24 protein-coding genes and 1 tRNA gene are annotated in these 21,984 nt (G+C 64.6%); 12 read left to right on the top strand and 13 right to left on the bottom strand.

All coding sequences use genetic code 11. The annotated features are described in order from the left end of the window. Positions 1–72: 72 nt before the first annotated feature. The 7 genes from DOM66_RS14395 to DOM66_RS14365 all read left to right on the top strand — a co-directional run bounded on the left by DOM66_RS14395 (position 73) and on the right by DOM66_RS14365 (position 8,079). Positions 73–864 (top strand): nicotinamidase, encoded by a 792-nt coding sequence (locus DOM66_RS14395; protein ID WP_245392450.1) that lies wholly within the window; start codon positions 73–75, stop codon positions 862–864. Positions 865–909: 45 nt separating this feature from the next. Next, the gene (locus tag DOM66_RS14390) at positions 910–1,116 is read left to right on the top strand and encodes a dodecin (protein WP_110674824.1); all 207 of its coding nucleotides are present in this window, start codon (positions 910–912) and stop codon (positions 1,114–1,116) included. Between the two features lie 254 nt (positions 1,117–1,370). Beyond that, positions 1,371–2,744 (top strand): Trk system potassium transporter TrkA, encoded by a 1,374-nt coding sequence (trkA, locus tag DOM66_RS14385; protein WP_110674825.1) that lies wholly within the window; start codon positions 1,371–1,373, stop codon positions 2,742–2,744. 115 nt (positions 2,745–2,859) lie between these two features. Next, positions 2,860–4,308 (top strand): TrkH family potassium uptake protein, encoded by a 1,449-nt coding sequence (locus DOM66_RS14380; RefSeq protein WP_110674826.1) that lies wholly within the window; start codon positions 2,860–2,862, stop codon positions 4,306–4,308. Between the two features lie 175 nt (positions 4,309–4,483). Further along, on the top strand, positions 4,484–5,767 hold the full coding sequence (sstT, locus tag DOM66_RS14375) for a serine/threonine transporter SstT (protein ID WP_110690644.1): 1,284 nt from the start codon (positions 4,484–4,486) through the stop codon (positions 5,765–5,767). 128 nt (positions 5,768–5,895) lie between these two features. Further along, positions 5,896–7,110, top strand: a complete 1,215-nt coding sequence (locus DOM66_RS14370) for a TraB/GumN family protein (RefSeq protein WP_110690643.1) — start codon at positions 5,896–5,898, stop codon at positions 7,108–7,110. Between the two features lie 459 nt (positions 7,111–7,569). Next, positions 7,570–8,079: an Hsp20 family protein gene (locus DOM66_RS14365; protein WP_110690642.1), complete on the top strand. Its 510-nt coding sequence runs from the start codon at positions 7,570–7,572 to the stop codon at positions 8,077–8,079. A gap of 161 nt (positions 8,080–8,240) precedes the next feature. On the opposite strand, the gene DOM66_RS14360 is transcribed toward DOM66_RS14365, so the two are convergent. Beyond that, entirely contained in the window at positions 8,241–9,788 is a 1,548-nt protein-coding gene (locus tag DOM66_RS14360; protein WP_110674830.1) for a BCCT family transporter, read from the bottom strand. Between the two features lie 165 nt (positions 9,789–9,953). Here DOM66_RS14360 and DOM66_RS14355 point away from each other — a divergent pair, with 165 nt between their 5' ends. Beyond that, a complete protein-coding gene (locus DOM66_RS14355) occupies positions 9,954–10,232 on the top strand; it encodes a hypothetical protein (RefSeq protein ID WP_110690641.1) in 279 nt (92 codons plus the stop codon). A gap of 57 nt (positions 10,233–10,289) precedes the next feature. On the opposite strand, the gene DOM66_RS14350 is transcribed toward DOM66_RS14355, so the two are convergent. Beyond that, positions 10,290–10,655, bottom strand: a complete 366-nt coding sequence (locus tag DOM66_RS14350) for an STN domain-containing protein (protein WP_110690640.1) — start codon at positions 10,653–10,655, stop codon at positions 10,290–10,292. A 161-nt stretch (positions 10,656–10,816) separates the two neighbouring features. Continuing rightward, positions 10,817–11,116 carry a YfgM family protein gene (locus DOM66_RS14345; protein WP_110674834.1) on the bottom strand — a complete coding sequence of 100 codons (300 nt, stop codon included), beginning with the start codon at positions 11,114–11,116 and terminating at the stop codon, positions 10,817–10,819. Between the two features lie 296 nt (positions 11,117–11,412). Here DOM66_RS14345 and DOM66_RS14340 point away from each other — a divergent pair, with 296 nt between their 5' ends. Then, complete coding sequence (locus DOM66_RS14340) at positions 11,413–11,676, top strand: type B 50S ribosomal protein L31 (protein ID WP_110674835.1); 264 nt, start codon at positions 11,413–11,415, stop codon at positions 11,674–11,676. A 63-nt stretch (positions 11,677–11,739) separates the two neighbouring features. Here DOM66_RS14340 and DOM66_RS14335 read toward each other — a convergent pair whose 3' ends face one another. From DOM66_RS14335 to DOM66_RS14315, 5 genes are all read right to left on the bottom strand, one after another. Next, on the bottom strand, positions 11,740–12,027 hold the full coding sequence (locus DOM66_RS14335) for a GFA family protein (protein WP_223161990.1): 288 nt from the start codon (positions 12,025–12,027) through the stop codon (positions 11,740–11,742). Further along, positions 12,024–13,805, bottom strand: a complete 1,782-nt coding sequence (locus DOM66_RS14330) for a DUF748 domain-containing protein (RefSeq protein WP_110690639.1) — start codon at positions 13,803–13,805, stop codon at positions 12,024–12,026. Before DOM66_RS14330 ends, DOM66_RS14335 begins: the two co-directional genes overlap by 4 nt. A 105-nt stretch (positions 13,806–13,910) precedes the next feature. After that, positions 13,911–14,378 carry an ASCH domain-containing protein gene (locus DOM66_RS14325; RefSeq protein ID WP_157959055.1) on the bottom strand — a complete coding sequence of 156 codons (468 nt, stop codon included), beginning with the start codon at positions 14,376–14,378 and terminating at the stop codon, positions 13,911–13,913. 66 nt (positions 14,379–14,444) lie between these two features. Next, positions 14,445–14,624, bottom strand: a complete 180-nt coding sequence (locus tag DOM66_RS14320; RefSeq protein ID WP_110690637.1) for a hypothetical protein — start codon at positions 14,622–14,624, stop codon at positions 14,445–14,447. 132 nt (positions 14,625–14,756) lie between these two features. Beyond that, positions 14,757–15,332 (bottom strand): GIY-YIG nuclease family protein, encoded by a 576-nt coding sequence (locus DOM66_RS14315; RefSeq protein WP_110690636.1) that lies wholly within the window; start codon positions 15,330–15,332, stop codon positions 14,757–14,759. Positions 15,333–16,249: 917 nt separating this feature from the next. Between DOM66_RS14315 and DOM66_RS14310 the strand changes: the two genes are divergently transcribed. From DOM66_RS14310 to DOM66_RS14300, 3 genes are all read left to right on the top strand, one after another. After that, entirely contained in the window at positions 16,250–16,783 is a 534-nt protein-coding gene (locus tag DOM66_RS14310; RefSeq protein WP_157959054.1) for a GNAT family N-acetyltransferase, read from the top strand. Between the two features lie 73 nt (positions 16,784–16,856). Then, the gene (locus DOM66_RS14305; RefSeq protein ID WP_110690634.1) at positions 16,857–17,492 is read left to right on the top strand and encodes a LysE family translocator; all 636 of its coding nucleotides are present in this window, start codon (positions 16,857–16,859) and stop codon (positions 17,490–17,492) included. A gap of 24 nt (positions 17,493–17,516) precedes the next feature. Further along, positions 17,517–18,311, top strand: a complete 795-nt coding sequence (locus DOM66_RS14300; protein ID WP_110690633.1) for a glutamate racemase — start codon at positions 17,517–17,519, stop codon at positions 18,309–18,311. 49 nt (positions 18,312–18,360) lie between these two features. On the opposite strand, the gene DOM66_RS14295 is transcribed toward DOM66_RS14300, so the two are convergent. From DOM66_RS14295 to DOM66_RS14275, 5 genes are all read right to left on the bottom strand, one after another. Continuing rightward, positions 18,361–18,996, bottom strand: coding sequence for a cysteine hydrolase family protein (locus DOM66_RS14295; RefSeq protein WP_110690632.1), 636 nt, complete (start codon positions 18,994–18,996; stop codon positions 18,361–18,363). Positions 18,997–19,113: 117 nt separating this feature from the next. After that, positions 19,114–19,190 (bottom strand) — tRNA-Arg (locus tag DOM66_RS14290). Positions 19,191–19,263: 73 nt separating this feature from the next. After that, positions 19,264–20,055, bottom strand: a complete 792-nt coding sequence (locus DOM66_RS14285; protein WP_110690722.1) for a tRNA-uridine aminocarboxypropyltransferase — start codon at positions 20,053–20,055, stop codon at positions 19,264–19,266. Positions 20,056–20,210: 155 nt separating this feature from the next. After that, positions 20,211–20,864: a glutathione S-transferase family protein gene (locus DOM66_RS14280; RefSeq protein ID WP_110690631.1), complete on the bottom strand. Its 654-nt coding sequence runs from the start codon at positions 20,862–20,864 to the stop codon at positions 20,211–20,213. Positions 20,865–20,995: 131 nt separating this feature from the next. Next, entirely contained in the window at positions 20,996–21,943 is a 948-nt protein-coding gene (locus DOM66_RS14275) for a bile acid:sodium symporter family protein (RefSeq protein WP_110690630.1), read from the bottom strand. Positions 21,944–21,984 lie beyond the last annotated feature (41 nt).

Below are 21,984 nucleotides of genomic sequence, written 5' to 3'. Positions count from 1 at the left end.
CACCCCACCGACTTGCGCCCTGGCGGGCACGCTTCGATACTGAGGGTGGATACCGGATCAGGGAGGCCGCCCGTGCCCGCCAAGAGCGTGTCAGATCGCCTCGCGTCACCCCGCGCCTCAACCGGCGCCAATACCACCGATGCCGCCTGTGCGGTGGCCGCCAGTGAACCCGCGTCGGAGACCGAGACCGCGTTCACGCCCCACACCCAGACCCAGCCGGCGTTGCAGTCCCTCGACGGCATCGCCGAGCACAGTGCCTTGGTGATCGTCGATGTGCAGCCTGACTTCATGCCCGGCGGCGCGCTGGCCTGCGCCGAGGGCGATGCGATTCTCCCCGGCCTCGCCTGGCTGCTGGCGCAGCACGCCTTCGGCCATGTCGTGGCGACCCAGGATTGGCATCCCGCCCGCCACGTTTCCTTCGCCTCGTGCCATCCGCCGCACCAGCCGTTCGAGGCAATCGAGCTCTACGGCCATAGCCAGACCCTGTGGCCGGACCACTGCATCCAGCGCAGCGAGGGCGCGGCGCTGCACCCGGCCATCGACTGGTCGCCGTGCGACGTGATCATCCGCAAGGGCACCGATCCGCGCATCGACTCCTACAGCGCCTTTCGCAACAACGTCGGCCCAGACGGCCATCGCCCCGCCACCGGGCTGGCCGGCTGGCTGCGCGACCGGGGCGTGAGCGATGTCTACGTCTGCGGCCTGGCCCGCGACGTGTGCGTGCTGTGGACCGCCGAGGACGCCGTGGCCGCCGGTTTCCGCACCCATTTCCTGTGGCCGCTGACACGCCCCGTCACTTTCGATACCGACGCCGACGTGCTCAAGCGTCTGGCGGCGCTCGAGGTCGCGGTGATCGAGGCCTGACGGTTATCACCCTGAAACGTTTTCATTCCCAGCAGGAGTCACTCCATGAGCGAGCACGTCTACAAGCAGGTCGAAATCACCGGTTCTTCCCCCGACGGCATCGAGGCTGCGGTACAGAACGCCATCGCCAAGGCCAGCGAGTCGCTGCACGGCATGCGCTGGTTCGAGGTCACCGAGACCCGTGGCCATATCGAGAACGAGCGCATCGCGCACTGGCAGGTGACGGTCAAGGTGGGCATCTCCCTCGACTGACCGCCGCGGGCCGCGCACACCTCGCGGCCCGCCCTCTCGCTCCCCGACATCGTTCGCTCAACGACACCGCTCACGACCGTAGCGCTTTCTGGCACTTACCATCACCTTCGCGACCCATACCCTCGCGCGCGGATGGTGTCATTCCCCGGCCAGGGTCGTTATGCTACGCGCTGATCGAGGCGCGCCCGGCGCCGGGCAGTGGGTGGGCATCTATCCAGAGCTTCCCTTATTCAGTGCTTCCCTGACGGTTTGGCATGAAAATTATCATTCTAGGGGCCGGCCAAGTGGGCGGCACGCTGGCCGAGCACCTGGCCAACGAAGAGAACGACATCACCGTCGTGGATATCAGCGAAGTGCGTCTGCGCGAGCTGCAGAACCGCCTGGATATCCGCACGGTCGTGGGCACCGCGTCCTACCCCAACATCCTGCGCCAGGCCGGCGGCGAGGATGCCGACATGCTGATCGCGGTGACCAGCTCCGACGAGATCAACATGATCGCGTGCCAGGTCGCGCACTCGCTGTTCCGCACGCCGACCAAGATCGGCCGCGTGCGCTCGACCGCGTATCTGACGCGCAAGAGCCTGTTCTCCAACGACGCCATCCCGGTCGACGTACTGATCAGCCCGGAGCAGGTGGTCACCGACCATATCCGCCGGCTGATCGAGTATCCCGGTGCGCTGCAGGTGCTCGACTTCGCCGGCGGCCTGGCCCAGCTGGTGGCGGTCAAGGCTTACTACGGCGGGCCACTGGTGGGCCAGGAGCTGGGCTTTCTGCGCCGCCACATGCCTGATATCGATACCCGGGTGGCCGCGATCTACCGCCGCGACCGGCCGATCATTCCTTCGGGCGACACCGTGATCGAGGCCGATGACGAGGTCTTCTTCATCGCCGCGCGCAAGGATATCCGCACCGTGATGGGCGAGCTGCGCAAGGTCGACCGCGACTTCCGCCGCGTGGTGATCGCCGGCGGCGGCAACATCGGCGAGCGCCTGGCCGAGACCCTCGAGCACAAGCATCAGGTCAAGATCATCGAGCACGACCTGAGCCGCTGCGGCACCCTCTCCGAGCGGCTCGACCGCACCGTGGTGCTGCACGGCAGTGCCACCAGCAAGCGGCTGATGCTCGAGGAGAACATCGAGGACTGCGATATCTACTGCGCGCTGACCAACGACGACGAGGTCAACATCATGTCGTCAATGCTGGCCAAGCGCCTGGGCGCCAAGAAGGTGCTGACGCTGATCAACAACGCCGCCTACGTGGACCTGGTCCAGGGTGGCGAGATCGATATCGCCATCTCGCCGCAGCAGACCACCATCGGCAGCCTGCTGACCCACGTGCGCCGAGGCGACATCGTCAACGTGCACTCGCTGCGCCGCGGTGCCGCCGAGGCGATCGAGGCGATCGCGCATGGCGACAAGCGCTCTTCCCGGGTGGTCGGGCGCACCATCGGCGAGGTCGATCTGCCCAGCGGCACCAGCATCGGTGCCATCGTCCGCGGCAAGGAGGTGCTGATCGCCCACGACGACGTGCTGATCGAGAGCGGCGACCACCTGATCCTGTTCGTGATCGACAAGCGCCGCATCCGCGACGTCGAACGGCTGTTCCAGGTCGGGCTCACCTTCTTCTGATGCTGTTCGTCCCGATACCGTTCGTTCTGGTGCCGCTCGTGGAGATGGCGGTCTTCAAGAGGGTATTTGCGATCTCTTCACACCGGTCGCGGCGGCCGTTCGTGAGCGTGTGCGCATGAATCTGTTCGTGACCCTGCGCATCGTCGGGCTGCTGCTGATGTTGTTCAGCCTGACCATGGTGCCGCCGATGGTGATCGCGCGGATCTTCCATGATGGCAACTGGCACGCCTTCGCCATCGGCATGGCGATCTCGGTGGTCACCGGCGCCCTGCTCTACTGGCCCAACCGGCGCGCCCGGCGCGAGCTGCGCACCCGCGACGGCTTCATCATCACGGTGCTGTTCTGGGGCGTGCTGGGGCTGTTCGGTACCGTACCCTTCATGGTCTCCGAAGCACCGGCGATGAGCTTCACCGATGCGGCGTTCGAATCCTTCTCCGGGCTCACCACCACCGGCGCCACGGTGCTCCACGGCATCGATCAACTGCCCGCCTCGATCCGCTTCTACCGCCAGCAGCTCCAGTGGCTCGGCGGCATGGGGATCGTGGTCCTGGCGGTGGCGATCCTGCCCACCCTGGGCATCGGTGGCATGCAGCTCTACCGCACCGAGATCCCCGGGCCGCTGAAGGACTCCAAGCTGACCCCGCGGATCACCGAGACCGCCAAGGCGCTGTGGTACATCTATGTGATCCTCACCGTGGTCTGCGCGTTGGCCTACTGGCTGGCCGGCATGGACTGGTTCGATGCCATCGGCCACAGCTTCTCGACCATTGCGGTGGGCGGCTTTTCCACCCATGACGCCAGCATCGCCTACTTCGACAGTCCCACCATCGAGCTGATCTGCGTGCTGTTCATGATCGTCTCGTCGATCAGCTTCGGCCTGCACTTCGCGGTATGGCGTGAAAAGCGGCTGCTGCAGTACATCCGCGATCCGGAGTTCTGCTTCTTCGTCTCCTTCCTCGGCCTGCTGGTGCTGATCACCGTGATCACGCTGTTCGCCACCGGCACCTACCACGACGCCACCGGCCTGCGCCACGGGCTGTTCGAGTCGGTCTCGGTGGCCACCACCTCCGGCTTCAGCGTCGCCGACTTCACCCTGTGGCCCGGGGTACTGCCGATCATGCTGTTCATGGCGGCCTTCGTCGGCGCCTGCTCCGGCTCCGCCGGCGGCGGGATGAAAGTGATCCGTATCCTGCTGATCCTCAAGCAGGGCATCCGCGAGGTGCACCGCCTGATCCATCCCAACGCGGTGTTCGCGGTCAAGGTGGGCAAGATGCGCATCTCCGAAGGGGTGGCCGAGGCGGTGTGGGGCTTCTTCTCGGTCTATCTGATGCTCTTCGTGCTGATGCTGCTGGCGCTCTCGGCCACCGGGCTCGACCAGGTCACCGCGTGGTCGGCAGTGGGCTCGGCGCTCAACAACCTGGGCCCCGGGCTGGGCGCGGTCTCCACCGATTACGGCGACATCCCCGATCTGGCCAAGTGGATCCTGGTGCTGGCGATGATGCTGGGGCGCCTGGAGATCTTCACCGTGCTGGTGCTGTTCACCCCGGCGTTCTGGCGCCGCTGAGATCGCCGCCCCGCGGTCACCGATACGGTCTTCCACTAAAGGATGACAAGGGCGCCTCCGCCAGGGGGGCAGCCCGGCGGGTGGCGGTGATAGAATGCGCGGCTTTCCGGCGCCGCCAAGAGGCTCACGAGGCAGCGGTAGTGCCGTCCCCTACCTTTCGCATCACGAGAGAGTCATGTCCGTCAATTCGCAACGCAGCGCTTCCTCCCGACCGTTCCCGCGGCTGGGTCTGATTCCGCAGATCGTCATCGGTATTCTCCTCGGCCTGCTGGTCGCACAGCTGGCACCGGCGCTGGCGCAGTCGTTCGAGATTCTGGGGCAGGTGTTCATCAGCGCGCTCAAGGCGATCGCACCGATCCTGGTGTTCGTGCTGGTGATGGCCGCCATCGCCAGCCATGAGCGCGGCCAGCCGACCCAGATCCGCGGCGTACTGGCGCTCTATCTGATCGGCACCCTGGTGGCGGCGCTGGTGGCGGTGAGCGCGAGCTTTCTGTTCCCGACCACGCTGATCATCGATGCGCCCCAGGCCGACGGCACGCCGCCTTCGGGGATCGCCGAGATCCTGCGCAACCTGCTGCTGAACGCGGTGGACAACCCCGTGGCGGCCCTGACCAACGCCAACTTCATCGGCATTCTGGCCTGGGCGGTGGGCCTGGGGCTGTTGCTGCGGCGCGCCAGCGACACCACCCGGCGCGGCCTCGCCGATATCTCCGATGCCGTCTCGGGGCTGGTGCGCTGGGTGATCCGGCTCGCCCCGCTGGGTATCTTCGGGCTGGTCGCCAACACCTTCGCCACCACCGGCATGAGCGCGCTGGCCGACTACGCCCATCTGCTCGGACTGATCGTCGGCTGCATGGCGTTCGTGGCGCTGGTGACCAACCCGCTGATCGTGTTCCTGTATACCCGTCGCAACCCCTATCCGCTGGTCTTCACCTGTCTGCGCGGCAGTGCCATCACCGCCTTCTTCACCCGCAGCAGTGCCGCCAACATCCCGGTCAACATGGAGCTGTGCAAGCGCCTCGACCTGCACGCCGACACCTACTCGGTGTCGATACCGCTGGGCGCGACGATCAACATGTCCGGCGCCGCGGTGACCATCACCGTGATGACCCTGGCCGCCGCCCACACCCTGGGCCTGAGCGTCGACTTTTCCACCGCGCTGCTGCTGTGCATCGTTTCCGCCCTCGCCGCCTGCGGCGTCTCCGGGGTGGCCGGCGGCTCGCTGCTGCTGATTCCGATGGCGGCGAGTCTGTTCGGCATCTCTGCCGATGTCGCCATGCAGGTGGTGGCGATCGGCTTCGTCATCAGCGTGCTGCAGGACTCCACCGAGACCGCGCTCAACTCCTCCACCGACGTGCTGTTCACCGCCGCCGCCTGCCGTTCGCCCAAGGCTCGCGCAGCGCAGGAGACAGCCAGCCCAGCGGACGAGACAGCCCGCACCGCGAGCGAGGCGAACTAGCCAGGCTCGGCGCGACAGCCGACTTGCCAGTCTCCGGCCGACCGGTTTTTCACCGGTCGGCTTGGCATCGCCGCCGTGACGTGCAATATGGGGCGATGACTTTTCTCTAGCCTTGGAATCTCCCCCCGATGTCTGACTCCACAGCCGGCCCCCGCGAGGTCGTCGCGCTCGCCGAGCACGAGCTGACCCTGCTCGGCACCGCCCATGTCTCCCAGGCCAGCGCCGACGAAGTGCGCGAGCTGATCAACTCCGGCGAGTTCGACGCCGTGGCGATCGAGCTCTGCACCTCGCGCCACCAGAGCCTGACCCAGCCCGACGCCATGGCCAAGCTCGACCTGTTTCAGGTGCTCAAGCAGGGCAAGGCGGGCATGGTTGCGGCAAGCCTGGCGCTCGGCGCCTTCCAGCAGCGGGTGGCGGCCCACTCCGGCATCGAGCCGGGGGCGGAGATGCGAGCCGCGGTCAAGGGTGCCGAACGTGCCGGCCTGCCGCTCTACCTGATCGATCGTGAGATCGGCGTCACCCTCAAGCGGATCTACCAGAACGTGCCCTGGTACAAGCGCTTCGGGCTGATCTCGGGGCTGCTCGGCAGCGTGCTGTCGCGGCAGACGGTCTCCAGCGAAGAGATCGAGAAGCTCAAGCAGGGCGACGTGCTCGAATCCACCTTCGCCGAGTTCGCCGAGCAGTCGGAATCCCTCTATGTGCCGCTGATCGCCGAGCGCGACCGTTTCATGGCGCTCAAGCTGGTGGAGTCGCTGCCCGACGGCGCCGCCCGCCGGGTGCTGGTGGTAATCGGCGCCGGCCACCTCAAGGGCATGGGCGAGCATCTGCAGGCGCTGGACGCCCAGCCGCCGGCCGCGCAGACGCTGCGCGAAGAGCGCACAGCGCTGGAGTCGACCGCGCCACGCGCGCGCTGGTGGAAGGCGCTGCCCTGGATCATCGTCGCGCTGGTGCTCACCGGCTTCGCCATCGGCTTCAGCCGCGACACCGCCTTCGGCTGGTCGCTGGTGGCCGAGTGGGTGCTGATCAACGGCAGCTTCTCGGCGCTGGGGGCGCTGATCGCCCTGGGCCATCCGCTGACCATCGCCGCCGCCTTCTTCGGCGCCCCGCTCACCTCGCTCAACCCCACCATCGGGGTCGGCTTCGTCACCGCCGGGGTCGAGCTCTACTTCCGCCGCCCCACGGTGGGTGACTTCTCGCGCCTGCGCAGCGATGTCAGCCACTGGCGCGGCTGGTGGCGCAACCGGGTCGCACGCACCCTGCTGGTGTTCCTGCTCTCGAGCCTCGGCTCGGCGATCGCCACCTGGGTGGCCGGTCTGCGTATCGCCGGGCAGCTATTCGGCTAGCCCAGAGCCCTCAGCTGATTAAAAGCCCTCAGCTGATTCAGAGCCCTCGGTTCGCCATGCGCGAGCCGAGGGCGCGTGTTCAAGGGAAGCCGTTCGGCTCTCGTTAGATGGCTGATTCGGGCCTGCGCCCATAACCGCTTTCACGCACTCCCTGACTTTCTCATCCCGCCTCTTGAAAGCCCTCCAACTGCCACCATTGTCTGCTCCGGGTACCGCCGAGGCCGCTGATAGCAGGGCTGAGAGCCGGGGATGAAAAAAATCGCGGCGTGATTCACTTCCCCTCTTGAAAGCTGCTTGAACGACCCTATTTAACATAACGTTGAGAGAGCGCCAGTTGGCAGACGGCATCTTGCATGCGTCATCCCCTCGACAGCGGACGCCGCCAAGCGGGTCCGTGACCGGTGACCCGGGGTGGGCCCGGGCACCTCAAGACTTCGCTGTCATTCAGGAGGTTGCACCATGAATACTCTGTCCCTTTCTCCGCTGTTCCGCCGTTCCATCGGTTTCGATCGGCTCAACGATCTGTTCGAGACCGCGATGCAGAACGACGTACCCAGCTATCCGCCCTACAACGTCGAGAAGTATGGCGAGAACGACTACCGCATCGCCGTCGCAGCCGCCGGCTTCAGCGAGGGCGAGCTCGATGTCAACGTCGAGAAGCGCGTGCTGACCATCAGCGCCGGCAAGGGTGAGCGCGATGGCCAGCAGCAGGTTCAGTACCTGCACCAGGGTATCGCCCAGCGCGCGTTCAAGCTCTCGTTCCGTCTCGACGAAAACATCGAGGTCCAGGGCGCACGGCTGGAAAACGGCCTGCTGATCGTCGACCTGCTGCGCGTGGTGCCCGAAGAGCAGCGTCCGCGCCAGATTCCGATCAACGGCCAGCAGCAGCGCCTGAGCGACACATCTCTGAGCGGTGCAACCCAGCGCGACACCACTCAGGCCGAGACGCTCGAGACCACCCACGCCTGAGCATGAGCCAGGCACCATGACGGCCGCGATGGCCGCCAAGCACCGTCGCCCTGGCCGCCCGCGCTGCCGGGAGGGCGGGTAGCAAAAGGCCCGGCGGGGTAACCCGCCGGGCCTTATTTCGTCTGGGCGTCGACTTTGTAAACACCCTCTGACGTTGGGTCTCAGAGCACACCCTGCTCCCTGGCCATGGCATACGCCGCCCGCGGCCCGTGCCACAGGGTGGGAATCAGCAGGAAGGCCACCGGCACCGCCGGGATCACCAGGAACTGCTGCAGTACGCTGACCTGGCCCGAACCCATGTAGAGCAGGATTGCCGCCATCAGCGCGAAGGTGACACCCCAGAAGGCGCGCAGCGCCACGCCCGGGTCGTCGTGCCCCGCGCACACCACCGAGACCGCATAGCTCATCGAGTCGCCGGTGGTGGCGACGAAGATAGTGGTGAGCACCAGCACCGCCAGCGCCATCCAGGTACCGCCGGGCAGCGCCTGCGCCACCGTCAGCGTGGCCACGTCGAACTGGAAGTTCTTGAGCGGCTCGGCCAGATCGATCACCCCATGCAGCTGGTAGAAGATGCCGGAGCCGCCGAGCAGGGTGAACCACACGGTGGTCACGATCGGCGCCAGCACCGCGGTGGCGATGATCATCTCGCGGATGGTACGCCCGCGGGAGATACGGGTGACGAAGATCGCCATCGGCGGCGCAAAACCGACGAACCAGGCGAAGAAGAACACCGTCCACCACTTCAGCCAGCCCAGCGGCGCGGTGACCGTGGTCAGGGTCGAGAGCTCGAAGAAGTGGCTGAGATAGGATCCGAAGCCTTGGAACCAGCTATTGACCAGGAACAGGGTAGGCCCCAGCACCAGGATCACGCCGCCCAGGACCATGGCCCAGATCACATTGAAGCGGCTGAGAAACTGGATACCGCGGTCGATCCCGGTCACCGCCGAGGTGACGTAGATCGCCCCCAGGCCGACGAGGATCATCAGTTGCACCTCGTAACCGCGGGGAAAGCCGAACAGATCGTGGAGCCCAAAACTGACCTGGGTCGCCAGGAAGCCGAGCGGCCCCACCGTGCCGGCGGTCACCGCGATGGCACAGATGGCATCGATGACGCCACCGAGGACACCTTTCATCCGCTTGTCGCCGATCACCGGCGCCAGCAGCGTGCGCGGCTGCAGCGGCAAGCCACGCTGATAGTGCTGGTGCGAGAGAATACACACCGGCAGCGTGCCGAGAATGGCCCAGCCGGTGAAGCCCCAGTGGAAGAAGGCCTGGGCCAGCGCATTGGGCACCGCCGCCGGCGTACCCGCCTGGGTATCGAACGCTGGCGGCGTGACCACGAAGTGATAGATCGGCTCGCCGGCGGCGAAGAAGACCCCGCCCCCCGCCAGCAGCGTGCACAGGATGATCGACACCCAGCGGAAGGTGCTCATGTCCGGCTTGTCGAGCCCGCCGATGCGCGCGCGGCCAGCCGGAGAGAGCGCCACACCGATGGCGATGAAGAAGGTCAACAGCATCAAGAGCTGGAAGGTGCTACCGAACAGCCGCGCGGACTGGGTGAAGCCGACGTCGATCAGATGCGCCACGGTGTCCGGAGCAATCGCCGAAGCGGCGACGAACAGCACGATGAAACCCACAGTGAGCACGAGTACGACGGGGTCGCCAAAACGGCCACCTTTGGACGATGGCGCGTTGGGATCGGAAGTCATATGAGGGGAGCGTTCGTTAGGCATGAAGCGCGCCACCCTACCGATCCGCGCTGCGGACGGCAAGCGCCAGCCACATCGGCGCCTCTATTCGCCCAAATGGTAATGGAGAGAAGTTCTCACTCGGTTCTAGTCTCAAGGTGGACCTGACCGAGGGGGATCGATCCCGTGAAGAGTACACCGTTCATCACCGAAAGCCTGCTGACCCGCTGCCGCAAGGAGAAGATCCTGCAGCAGCAGCGTGCCCGGCAACCCTTCGACCCCGCGTCACTGAACGACCGCAAGGAGCTGTCGCTGATGGTCGAGGAGGCGATCCGCGAGGGCGAGACCTATGTCTCCATCGCCCGCGGGCATACCCATATTGGCCTGACCGAAAGCGACCTCACCGATCTGGTCGGCCCCGAAGTCGCGATCCGCGATCGTATCGAGCGCTTCCAGCAGATTTGAACCGCACCGCCGCCCGGCCGCCGCTGTGGCCGGGCGAGTCGGCAGTCAGGCGGCGCGTCAGCGCACCGTGATACGGTTCGATGTCTGCGCGACGATATCGAGCGACGTGCCCGCCAGCGCCTTCTCCAGCGCCTGTCGAATGCTCATGGCCTCGCTGACAGCGTGGACACGGACCGCCCCGGTGCGGGCCAGATCGGTGTCGATGAAACACCCTGTGGCGTGCGCCAGTTGCTGTACGGTCTCATCGAAGCGCTGAGACGGGATGGGGTTCGCCGCCGGCTTGTCGCAGGCGCCCCTCGGCGTGGCTGCCGCCGATGCCTCCGGCGCAGCCGAGGCCGACGAAGCCGTTGGCGCCGGGGCGCAGCCGCCGAGTAGCGTCGCGCTCACCAAACCGGCTGCCAGTACCGCAAGACGTCTGCGCATCGTGATCTCCCTCAATTGAACTGCACCTCTCGATATCCGCTTCTCGATTTACGTCTCTCGATCCAGATCTCTCGCTCCAGGTCTGTCGATCCACGCTTCTCGACCGGCAATGCGACAGAGCCATTGGGTCATCAGCTATCGCCACATTCTCCGCTCCGCGCTCAGCGGCTGCAGTACTTCTGGTAAGACTTGGCCTGGGTGTCGAGCGTGACCCGATCATCCACCTGGCTGTAGTAGAACGGGGCATAGGCCGTCTCCCCCGCCACCCGGTACTGGCCGCACAGGCCGTAGCCCTTCTGCACCGAGTCGAGATCCTTCACCTCGACCTTCTCCACCCCGCGTTGGGTGGCGATCAGCTGCGCCACATTGTCATCGACCTGGCTATCGTTAAAGGCCTGATAACCGAAGATGGCACCAAAGACGAGGAGGATCCCCACCACGGGAACGTAGACGTTATGCATATCCGCTGCCTGTCAGAGAAAGAGAAGAACGCAAGAAAGCGCGACGATGATACCGGATCGGCGCTGACGAACGTAGGCGGGTGACTCGCCCAGATAGCGACAGGTCGCTGAGGCGTCATGGGGCAGTCTCGTCCTGGCGATTCCATGGCCAAAGGAAGCGGGCGCCGCTGATGGCAATCCCATCCCTGCAGACTCACCTGCTGGACTCACCTATACAGCTATGTGATAACATAACACTATTGGGTCAGTGACCCAGATCTCATTGACCCAGCCATCATCGCTACAGGAGAGAGAGCATGAAAGACGGTATCCATCCCGAATACCGCACGGTGATCTTCCACGACACCAGCGTCGACAAGTACTTCAAGATCGGCTCGACCATGAGCTCGGACGAAACCATGGAGTGGGAAGACGGCAACACCTACCCGGTGGTCCGTCTGGATATCTCCTCCGCCTCGCACCCCTTCTACACCGGCAAGCAGCGCGAAGTCGGCAGCGAAGGCCGCGCCGCCCAGTTCCAGCGCCGCTTCGGCAGCATCGCCGCCGCCCGTCGCAAGTGATGTCGAGCCCGGCCATCGCGCCGGGCTTTTCATTGCGCCCGCTCAGCGCGAGGCGTTGTCCGCCTAGCGCACCGGAACGCCCGCCAGCGCCGGCTCCGCCAGCCGCGCATTGAGCGCGATACCGCAACGGGCGCAGCGCACGAACTCGATCTCGCGGTCACCGCGCTGCCACAGTGCCACCCCCGCCTCGCCGACCTGGAGGGTGACCTCGCCGGGGGAGTAGTAGGCCCAGAGCGCAGCGTAGCGACGGCAGATCCCACAGTTGCAGACGGTCACCTGCACCGGTATCGGCGCAGTGATCTCGAGATTGCCGCAGTCGCAGCGCAGCGTCAGTTGCCCTGGCGTGGTCATGAGCCCTTCTCGGGGGAGCCGATCAGCGCCTGCAGCGAATCGATCGGCGAGGTGACGATATTCCCCAGCGACTCAGAGATCGCCTGCCAGATCACCACGCTCATATCCACCTGACTGCCGTTGACGGTGGTATCGATCGGGATGTTCAGATTGATCACCCCGTTCTCTGCCTGCAGCAGCGCCACCAGATTCTTCAGCGGCAGCGAGCTGGCGTCCGGGTCGATCTCACGACCGAGGTCGAGCTGCTTGAGGATAATGTGGTTGCGCGCTGTCAGCGCGCCATCCTCCAAGCGATAGTGGAGATCGAGATCGGCGCTGCCATGCTCGATACGATAGCCCGCGAAGCGCCGGATATAGGGAGCGAACTGGGACAGCGCCAGCCGCTCGGTGGTCAAATGCATACGCGCGCCGAGGGTGTCGCCAAAGCTCACGTCCCCTTCGATCATCACCGGGGTACCATCGCTCACGCTGCCGTTGACATGGTACTGGGCGGGCTTGGCGGTGCGGGTATCGAAGCCCGTCAGTTGGCCCTGCAACTGGCCGATATCCAGCGACACCACCGGCGACATGCGGCGATCCTCGAACGTCATCTCGCCCTGCTCGATATGCATCTGGTTCAGCGCCAGCGCCATACCGCCGGATTGACGATCAGCTTGGCTATTTGGGTTCTGATGCCCGTTGCTTGGGTCCTGGCCGCCCTGTTTCCGGCTGCTCTGGCTCTGGCCCCCATCGCTTGGGTTCTGGCTAGTCCGAGTCTGCTCCTGGTTGCTCTGAGTCTGGGCCTGCCCCGCCTGTGCCTGCTGGCCGCCGAACTGCGCCGTCAGATTGAAGCGCCCCTGATCATCCACCAGCGCATTCAACTTGGGCGCCGTGAGTGCCAGCGAGCCGACGACGAGGTGGTCGTCGCTGGCGAAATCGACCTGCTTGGCCACGCCCTGTTGCACCGAGAACAGCGGCTGGCCCTGCGACCCCTGGGTCTCGAAGCCATTCAGCGTCACCCCGCCCTGATAGGCCACGGCGGTAGCCACCGCCTGCCCGAAGCGCAGCCTGCCATCGAGCGAGAACTGACCGCCCACCACCCGCGCCGGCAACGCCCGGGTCAACCAGGGGTCGAGCGCGGCGGCGTTGACCTGCTGCGCCTTCAGCGTGAGATCGCCGCTCAGCGGCAGCAGGCCGAAACTCCCCTCGAGATCGAGCTGGCCACCGCCCAGGGACGCCGTGGCCTGCCCCTGCATCGGGCCGCCACCCGGCCGCTGAAATCCATGGAGCGTGAGATCGACCTCGTCCGCCTGAATCTTGGGCTGCCCCGTGGCCGCCTGATCGACCCAGGTGATCCGCCCATGCTCGGCGCTGATCCGATCGATGGTCAGCGGCATCGGCTGCCCGGCACCGGCCGATCCAGACGTCGCTCCCAGCGTCGTCACGTTGAGCGGCCCGGAAAGGGGCGAGACCAGATGCAGATGCGGCGAGCCCAGGGTGACGGAATCGATATGAATACCCGGCTGCCACAGGCTATCCCAGGCGAACGCCACCCGGCCCGACGCGGCCGAGAGCATCGGCGTCTTGTCGCTGCCGATACGCAGTGACGAGAACGACGCCGTGGCGGTGAAAGGATTGAAAGAGAGGCGCTCCAGCGTGACCGGCTCACCCAGCGAACGGGAAAAGTGACTCTCCGCCCACTTCGTCAACGCCCAGGGCCCGACCACGATGGCCAGAAACAGCAGCGCGAGCGCCACGGTAAAAACGCCGACCCAGCGGCGTCGAGTCGCGCTAGCCATGAACACGCTCCCTTGCGTCGGTGAAACCACTCGATTGCCTATTGAGCGTAGCAACCCACAGCGGAAGCGCCGGAGAGGATTTCACACAGCCCGGCGGCAGGGAGATCAAAGGGGATAGACTTTCTCGAACTGCTCCAACAACAGCAGATCCTGCGGGCTGAAGGAGATACCGAGCTGGCTGGCCGCGCGCTCGAAATAGCGGCGGTGGGTCTCCCGCCACTGCGCGAGCGAGCGGTCACCCTCTCCCTCAAGATAAGCAAACTCGGCGGAGACCTGATCGAAAGGCGCGATCTCCACCTGGGTCGTCACGATCACGCATACCGGGTTCTGGGCCCAATCGACCACCAGCGTGAAGGCGCCGGGCGCTGGTCTATCAATACCCTCGATCTCGTAGGCCGCCAACAGACTACAGCTCGCACGCTTGATCCCTTGATCGACCAGACGCGCGCACTCATCCGCGTCGGCCCGATTGTCACAGAACATATCGGGCTGAATCGCAGATGCCCGGTACCGCTCCGGTTCCTCCAGCGTGGCCAGAAAAGCCGCCACGAACGCCTGCTGACGTGGTGTCATCTCCAAAGTCTCATCGTATTGCCTTGCTGCCATGCCCTTTGCCAGGCCAACGCCATCCACAACCCGTTATGCCACCGGCCGCTTCATCGCCACGATGCCCACGCTGAACGCCAGCATCAAAGCGCCGCTGACCCGGTTGAACCACTGCAAGGTGCGCCCACCGCGCAGATAGCGGCCGATGCGGCTACCCAAGATGGCATAGGCCGCCACGGCGACCAGTTCCATCAGCAAGAAGAGCGCGCCCATTATCCCGCTCCGAGGGGCATTAGGAGCATAAATGGATGTCGAGTCAAAACTGATATAACGCCAAGCACAGCGGCGCGAGTTTACCGGCGTCCGGCGGCCGCAGCCGCGCACTGATGCGCCTTGTTAAATATTTTACTCAGACTTGGCCACATGCCTTCTTTTCTCAGTCCGCTCGATACGGCCTTCTTTCATCAATAAACCAAGAAGACTGTAAGTCAGATAGTCTTTAGAACCACCGCCGTAATCTGACTGCAGCCCGAGGTATTTGGCAGCATCAGAATTCTTAATACCCTCTGGATTAGCCTTGGCCAGCTCCATAATTGCGCTTTTTAGTATACCGAGTCCCATTTGAGCTTTTTCATAACAACCCTCTGGGATATTGGCTCTTACCTTCTTTGTGATCGTCTCAGGATTCGGCTGTATCTTATTTGTAAGCAGCCCACCCCGCGAACGTATGCCAAATGCGGCAATCAGTTCTGCTTCAATTTTGAGCGCCTGTTCCTCATTGAGGTTGTCAGTAATGACGGTATGCAGCACTGAATGGCCAGACTCATGTATTGCCTTAATGACTAGGCCTTTCTCGCTGTCGTCTTCAACTGTCTGGTGCTCCCAGGCGCGATTTCCAGTACCTTTGCCAATATAAAAGGCTTTGGCAGGTCGCTCTCTGGGGTCTTTCAAGGCGTAAACATAAAACGGATTCTGGGCCATATCTTTCCTTACACTTAACGGGCATTAGTTAACAGGCAGAGTTTCTCACTTGAACGAGCGTGCGCGCTTAACACTCTCACGCCGCCACCTTAACTATTTTATTTCAAGGCAAACTCTGACAAAAAACACTGAAAAATGAGCTGATAGCCTTTCCAGCATGCTCTTTGATGAGGAACCCGGTAGATCTCTCAAGCTCCACCAAAATACCATATGCATCAATTTGCCACATTCCGCTGCATTTCTCTATGCGGCGCTTCCCGCCTTTCGTCGAATTCGTTTCAATACGCATCATTCCGCGTTGTTTTTACAGATGTCACGCTCCGGCGCCCCAACGCTGGAGCGGCTTGGCGCCCTCTGCAACTCTGCCTCAAAACTGGACCATGTAGCGCACAGGCGGGACGGGGAGTTTCCAGCGTAATGACGTACCCATTGGTTTCCATATGGCAACAACGACCAAGATGTTGCCTAAATTATAAATTTTCAACCCCTTAGCGTTTGGTCAAATATTACGCTGACGCAGAGCATTCCAACTACATGTCACTCTGACTGCCTATAGATCTATAGACATACATCAATCCTCAACTGAGTAAATTGACGCATAGTCATGGCTCGAGCCTAGCCAGTTTCGGCGCATACCTTATTTTTCAGCCGCTTAGTGACGAAGAGAGTCTAGCCAAACGCGACAGGCCATCTGGCACTGCGGTAAGCTCGATTCGAAGGCCTGCTACGCGGCCCGCCTCAATCGATGCCAAGAGGAAGAGACCCGGTGGACGTCGCCATCTGCTGACGCTGGCCTTGGTGGTGCAGGCCACCTATCTGGTGAGGCATTAGCGGCCCCAGGAGTACTGATGTTGGGTCCGTTCGCGTGCTGTCGTCTCTATCCCCATCGCCCCATGTGCATTATAACGCGAGGACCTATGCCCCCGACCGTCAGACAGGCGACAGAACAAGACATCGATGTGTTGGCTGCCATTGGTAGAGCCACCTACACCGAGACGTTTGCGCCTCACTACCCGGCCCAGGTCATCGCGCAGTACCTCGAATCCGCCTTCGCGTCTTCGAATCTGGCGACCGAAATCGCGAACGGCCAGTCCGAATTCTGGCTGCTGGAAGTCGACGGCGTATGCGGCGGCTACCTCAAGGTAAACTGGGGTGAGGCGCAAACCGAGCATCATGATGAGGATGCGCTGGAGATAGAGCGAATCTACCTGCTCGCGTCACTACAGGGGCAAGGCTACGGCCGAATCCTTTACGACAAGGCGCAGGAGATCGCCGAGCGGCGTGACGCCACCCTCCTGTGGCTGGGGGTGTGGGAGCACAATCTCACCGCGATCGCGTTCTATAAGAAACTCGGTTTCGTGATCGATGGCGTTCACGAATTTCGCATGGGCGATGTGGTGGATAACGACTACATCATGAAGCGCCGCCTGAACGGCGCTGTCGCGTCTTAGCGCCAGCCCGCACTTATCGAGACGATCACCCAGGTAGCGCTTGGCGCACGTTTTCAAGACAAGGAATCACACGATGGATCTCGCCCTCTGGATCACCTATCTCGGCGTCATCACCGCGCTGATTCTGTTCCCCGGGCCGGTCGCCCTGCTCTGCATGCATCACGGGCTACGTCACGGGCGCCGCCGTGCCCTGGCCACCGTGGTGGGTGGCGCGCTGGCATCGCTCGCCTTGATGGCGCTCTCGTCGCTGGGCCTCGGGGCCGTTCTGGCCACCTCGGAAACGGCTTTCCTGGTGCTCAAGGTCGTCGGTGCGGCCTACCTGATCTATCTCGGCGTGCAGGCGTGGCGGGCCCCGGCGGCAGCGCCCACGGTACCGGCCGGAGACAGCGCGTCACCCACGCTTGGGCAGAGCCCAGGGCGTCTGTTCACCAAGGGTTTTACCGTGGGCATCAGCAATCCCAAGGATCTATTGTTCTTCGGCGCGCTCTTTCCCAACTTCATCGACCTTGGCCAGCCACAGTGGTCGCAGTTCGCGATCCTGGCGTTGACCTGGCTCGTCGTCGATCTAGCCACCATGACCACCTACGCCTCGGTCGGCTCCAGCGTGAGCCGCTGGTTCGCCACACCGCGTCGCGTGCGGCTGTTCAATCGCACCACCGGTAGCCTGTTCGTCGCCGCCGGGGGAGCCCTGGCCGTGTCGCACCGCTGAATTCATCGTTATGGGAACCGTTCCATGCCAGAGAGCGCCTTGAATCGCCCTATCGCCGTCTTCGATGCCGGTATCGGCAGCTATGCCATCGTCGCGGAGATTCAGCGCCGCCTGCCCCAGCAGGACGTGATCTACTTCGCCGACCGCGCCAGCTTTCCCTACGGCAGTAAAGAGCCAGACGAACTCGCCGAGGTGATGGCACGCACCCTGCGCTTTCTGGAAGGCTTCTCCCCTTCGGCCATCGTGATGGCGTCGAATGCACCCTCAATCACGGTATTGGAGCGAGTGCGACCGCTCACACCGCTGCCGCTCTTCGGCGTTTTTCCGCCCCTGGCCGAGGCATTGGCGCTCGCCCCGCATGACAAGGTCGGCATCATGGGTGTGCGCTCGCTGATCGAGAGTGACGAGCTGCGCAGCTTCGTGGCCAGGCAGACGTCGGCGCCGGAGGCCGTGAGCCTGATCGATGCCTCAGCGATGGTGGAACTGGTGGAGAGTGGCGCCTTTCTGTTCGACCCCGAGGGGACGCAGGCGCAGGTGAACGAGTTCGTCACAGCCCTGCATCACCGGGTGCCGGGGCTCGAGGTGCTGACACTATCGAGCACGCACCTGCCCTGGCTCAAGGGGTTCTTCGAGACCGCCAGTCCCGGCTGCCGCTTCCTCGACCCCGCCGAGACGATCGTCGCCGGGCTGGGCGAAGGCACGCCGGGCAGCGGCCGCATCCGCGCCCTGGTAACCGAGGATGAACGCTACAGCCTGGCGGATTTTCAACGCATGCTGGCACGCCTGGGGGTCGAGCTACCGCTCGAGAAGGTGGCGTGAGTACGCCTGGGGTGCTCTGATCAAGCGTGTGGGGAAACGACTCGGCAGCTTATTCCGCCTGCCATCCTTCCAACGCCGCCAGTAGCCAGGTGCGGTCGACCACGTTGGCGTACTCGCCGTCCAGATTGGCCATCGCCATGGCGTGGACCTCCGCCGCCGAGCGCCATACACCGGCGTAGTCCAGCTTGGCAAAGGTGTAGCAGGCGGCTTCCGGCACCCAGACGGTAAACCCCAGGTTGCCGGCACTTCTCGCGGTGTTCTCCACCGAGTTCTCGCTCGCCACGCCGACGATCACCAGCTGGCGAATCCCCCGCACGTGCAGCCACCTTTCCAGAGCGGATTGGGTGAAGGCGTCGGGGACGTTCTTTTCGAAGACAGCCTCGTGCGACAGCGGCATGAAAGCTTCCTGGAACGCCGCACCTGTCTGCCCCGGGCGGAAGCCGGAGGTCTCCGAGCGTGAGAGATGGCGCACGTGAACCACCGGCCATTGGCGCTGCCGCCACACCCCGAGCAGCGCGGCGATCAGCGTCTCTGCGTCGTGATTGTTGCGCTGCGCGATGCCCAGCGCCTGCATGCAGCGCTGCTGATCGATCAGGATCAAAACGCTTCCCGCCGGCGGCCTCGCGGGGCCGGCCCCATCGCCTCGCGGCGCTGCGCCGCTGGCGGGCGTATCGGTCTCTTGCATGGACGCTTCCTTATCGAGAGCCACAGGTTTTTGGCATAGTCACATGGATCACGCTAAAGCGGCGTTGATGCTCCCGGTCACTGCCGGATGCAAGAGGGGAAGATCATGCGGAAGGAATGGCGCCCGAAGCAGGACTCGAACCTGCAACCCACGGCTTCGAAGGCCGGTACTCTATCCAATTGAGCTATTCGGGCGCACGGCGGAGACGATAACACCCAAGCCCCTCTCAAGCGAGCCGCCTGCCGGCTCGAGCCGAAGGCGGCGGGCTCAGCCGCGCGGATCGACGAGGTGGGCGCTGCCGGCCATGCGGCGGTCGAGCAGCCGCTGCATGGGGGCGCTGGGCTTGTCGATCTTGTGGTAGAAGCGGCTCGCGGCGTAGCTTTCGTTGAAGGCGTCGAAGTAGTCGTCGAGCACGTCGGCGGCGACCCCGTCACCGGTCTTGCGCAGCAGCTCGGCGGCAACCTCGGCGGTGCACAGATGCGAAGCAGAGGCGGGCTTGCGCAGGCGGTAGCGGGTCAGGCGGTCGGTGTGCAGCGGTAACACCGGCAGGCCGTCCAGATAGGGGCTCTTGCGGAAGATCCGCCGCGCCTGGCGCCAGGTGCCGTCGAGCAGGATGAAAACGGGAATGAAGCCATCCTGCTTGACGCCGACCACGGCGCGCTCGTCGACCACCCGGTGCTGGTAGTCCGGCTGGTCGTCGGGAAAGATCACGAAGGGCACGTAGCGGCGGTCGGCGAGCAGTGCGAGCAGCCCCGCGTCCGGCGCCGTACGGTGCCAGTCGAACACCTGGGTCTGCGGCAGCACGTCGGCGATCAGCCGGCCGGTGTTGGTCGGCTTGTTGTGCTCCAGCGGGTGCGTGAGCAGCCACACCTCGGCCTCGCTGGTGGTGCTCACCCGGTAGGGGCAGAGACAGTTGAGCACCGGCAGGCGGCAACCGTCACAGCGCTCGACGAAACTGCCGCGGGCCTTGAACTCCCGCCGCGGCGGGCGCGGGTGGCCGGTCGCCGGGTCCTGCGCCGCGTGGGTCGTCTCGGGGTCGCGCGCTTGGGGCGCCATCATCGTGTCGGCATCGTCTCGCATCGGGTGCCGCTCTCCAGCCAGTCTGAAAGGCCGCGCAGTCTATCACTTTGCGCGGCGTACCAAGCGCAGCAATCAAGGAAAGTTATGCGACCACAGGTGATGCCATCACCCCGTCCTGGGTGCAGCGGGATAGCTCAGGGTGTCGGGATGTCGAGCCCTTCGCGTGCCAGAGCGCGGCCGACGGCGGGTCGGGCGAGCATGCGCCGGGCGTGCTGGCTCCAGGTGGGGAAGTCGCTGGCCATGTCGTAGCCGAGCACGGCGCCGGCGCCCCACTGCCAGAAGACAAAGAGGTAGGCATCGGCGACGCTGTAGCGCTCCCCGAGTGCCCAGGCGTCCGGGCGCTCGGCCAGGCGCGCCTCGATCATCTCGAACAGCTCGCGGGTGCTGCGGCGGGCGGTCTCGACCACATCGGCCTTGGCCGCGTCACCCGTGGCGTAGCGCTCGGGACGGCGCACGTGGGCGTAGATGGGGTGCACGCCGGAGGCGAGAAAGGCGAGCCACTCGGCGCAGCGGGCATCTTCCAGCAGCGTGCTCGGCCACAGCACCGACTCGGGAAAGCGCTGCGACACATAGCGCAGGATCGCCGGGTTCTCGGTGATCACCGTCTCCCCCACCGCCAGCGCGGGCACCCGCCCCTTGGGGTTGATGCGCAGATAGTCCGCCGAGCGCTGCTCGCCCGCGGCGGTGTCGATGCGCACCGCCTCGAACTCGGCGCCCGCCTCCTCCAGCGCAATGTGCGAGGCGAGCGAACAGGCGCCAGGGGCGTAGAAGAGTTTCAGATCCGCCATCTCGAGTATCTCCTTGCGTGAGCCCGCGCCCCGAGCCGGACTGCCCGGGGCTTTGGTTATGAGTACGAAACCGCGTGGGGACGAACTCGCGCGAGTATGAAGCCGCGCGAGGACGAGACCGTGTCAGGCGCTCAGCCCTGTGCGCGCTCGGCCTCTGGCTGCTTCGCGGCGGGCACGCCGCGCTGTTTCCAGTAGCCGGCCAGCAGCGAGCCGGAGACGTTGTGCCAGACCGAGAAGAGCGCCCCGGGGAGTGCCGCGCCAGCGGTGAAGAACTGGTTGGCCAGGGCCACCGCGAGGCCGGAGTTCTGCAGCCCGACCTCGAAGGCGATGGTGCGCGCGGTGCGGATATCGAAGCCCAGCGCGCGGCTCAGCCAGTAACCACCCGCCAGCCCGATGGCGTTATGGGCGATCACCGCCAGCGCCACGATCGGCCCCAGGGTCGCCAGATTGCCGGCGTTGAGCGCGACCACGATGGCGATGATCATCACGATCGCCGCCATGGCCAGCGTCGCCAGGGCCGATTCGATCTTACGGATACGCGCCCCCAGCAGATGGTGGAACACCACGCCAAGGGCGATCGGGGCGATGACCAGTTGGGCGATGCTCAGCAGCATGCCGAGCACCGGCACATCGATGCTCTGGCCGACCAGCAGCCAGGTGATGAAGGGAGTGGCCACCACCGAGATCACCGTGGAGACCATGGTCATGGTCACCGAGAGTGCCACGTGCCCACCCGAGAGCCAGGTCATGACATTGGACGAGGTGCCGCCGGCGGTGGCGCCGACCAGCACCATGCCGGTGGTGAGTTCCGCCCCCAGGCCGAGCACCCGGGAGACCAGCAGCGCGGCGAGCGGCATGATCAAGAACTGCAGGACGACCCCGACGGCGACCGGCTTGGGTGCCTTGACCACGCGGGCGAAGTCCTCGCGGGTCAGGGTCAGACCCATGGCGAACATGATCACCACCAGCAGCATCTTGATATCGGCCTTGAAGCCGACGAAGAGCTGCGGCTGGAAGGCAGCGAGGGTGGCCAGCAGGATGGCCCAGACCGGGAACAGCCGGTTGATGCGTTCGAACATGACGATGTGTCCTGGCGTTGAATGATCGTGATGGCCGCTGC

This window comes from Salinicola endophyticus (genome assembly GCF_003206575.1).
In the GTDB taxonomy this organism is placed as follows: domain Bacteria; phylum Pseudomonadota; class Gammaproteobacteria; order Pseudomonadales; family Halomonadaceae; genus Salinicola; species Salinicola endophyticus.
Note: the sequence above shows the minus strand (reverse complement) of the source record. Positions and strands in the feature narration are given on the sequence as shown.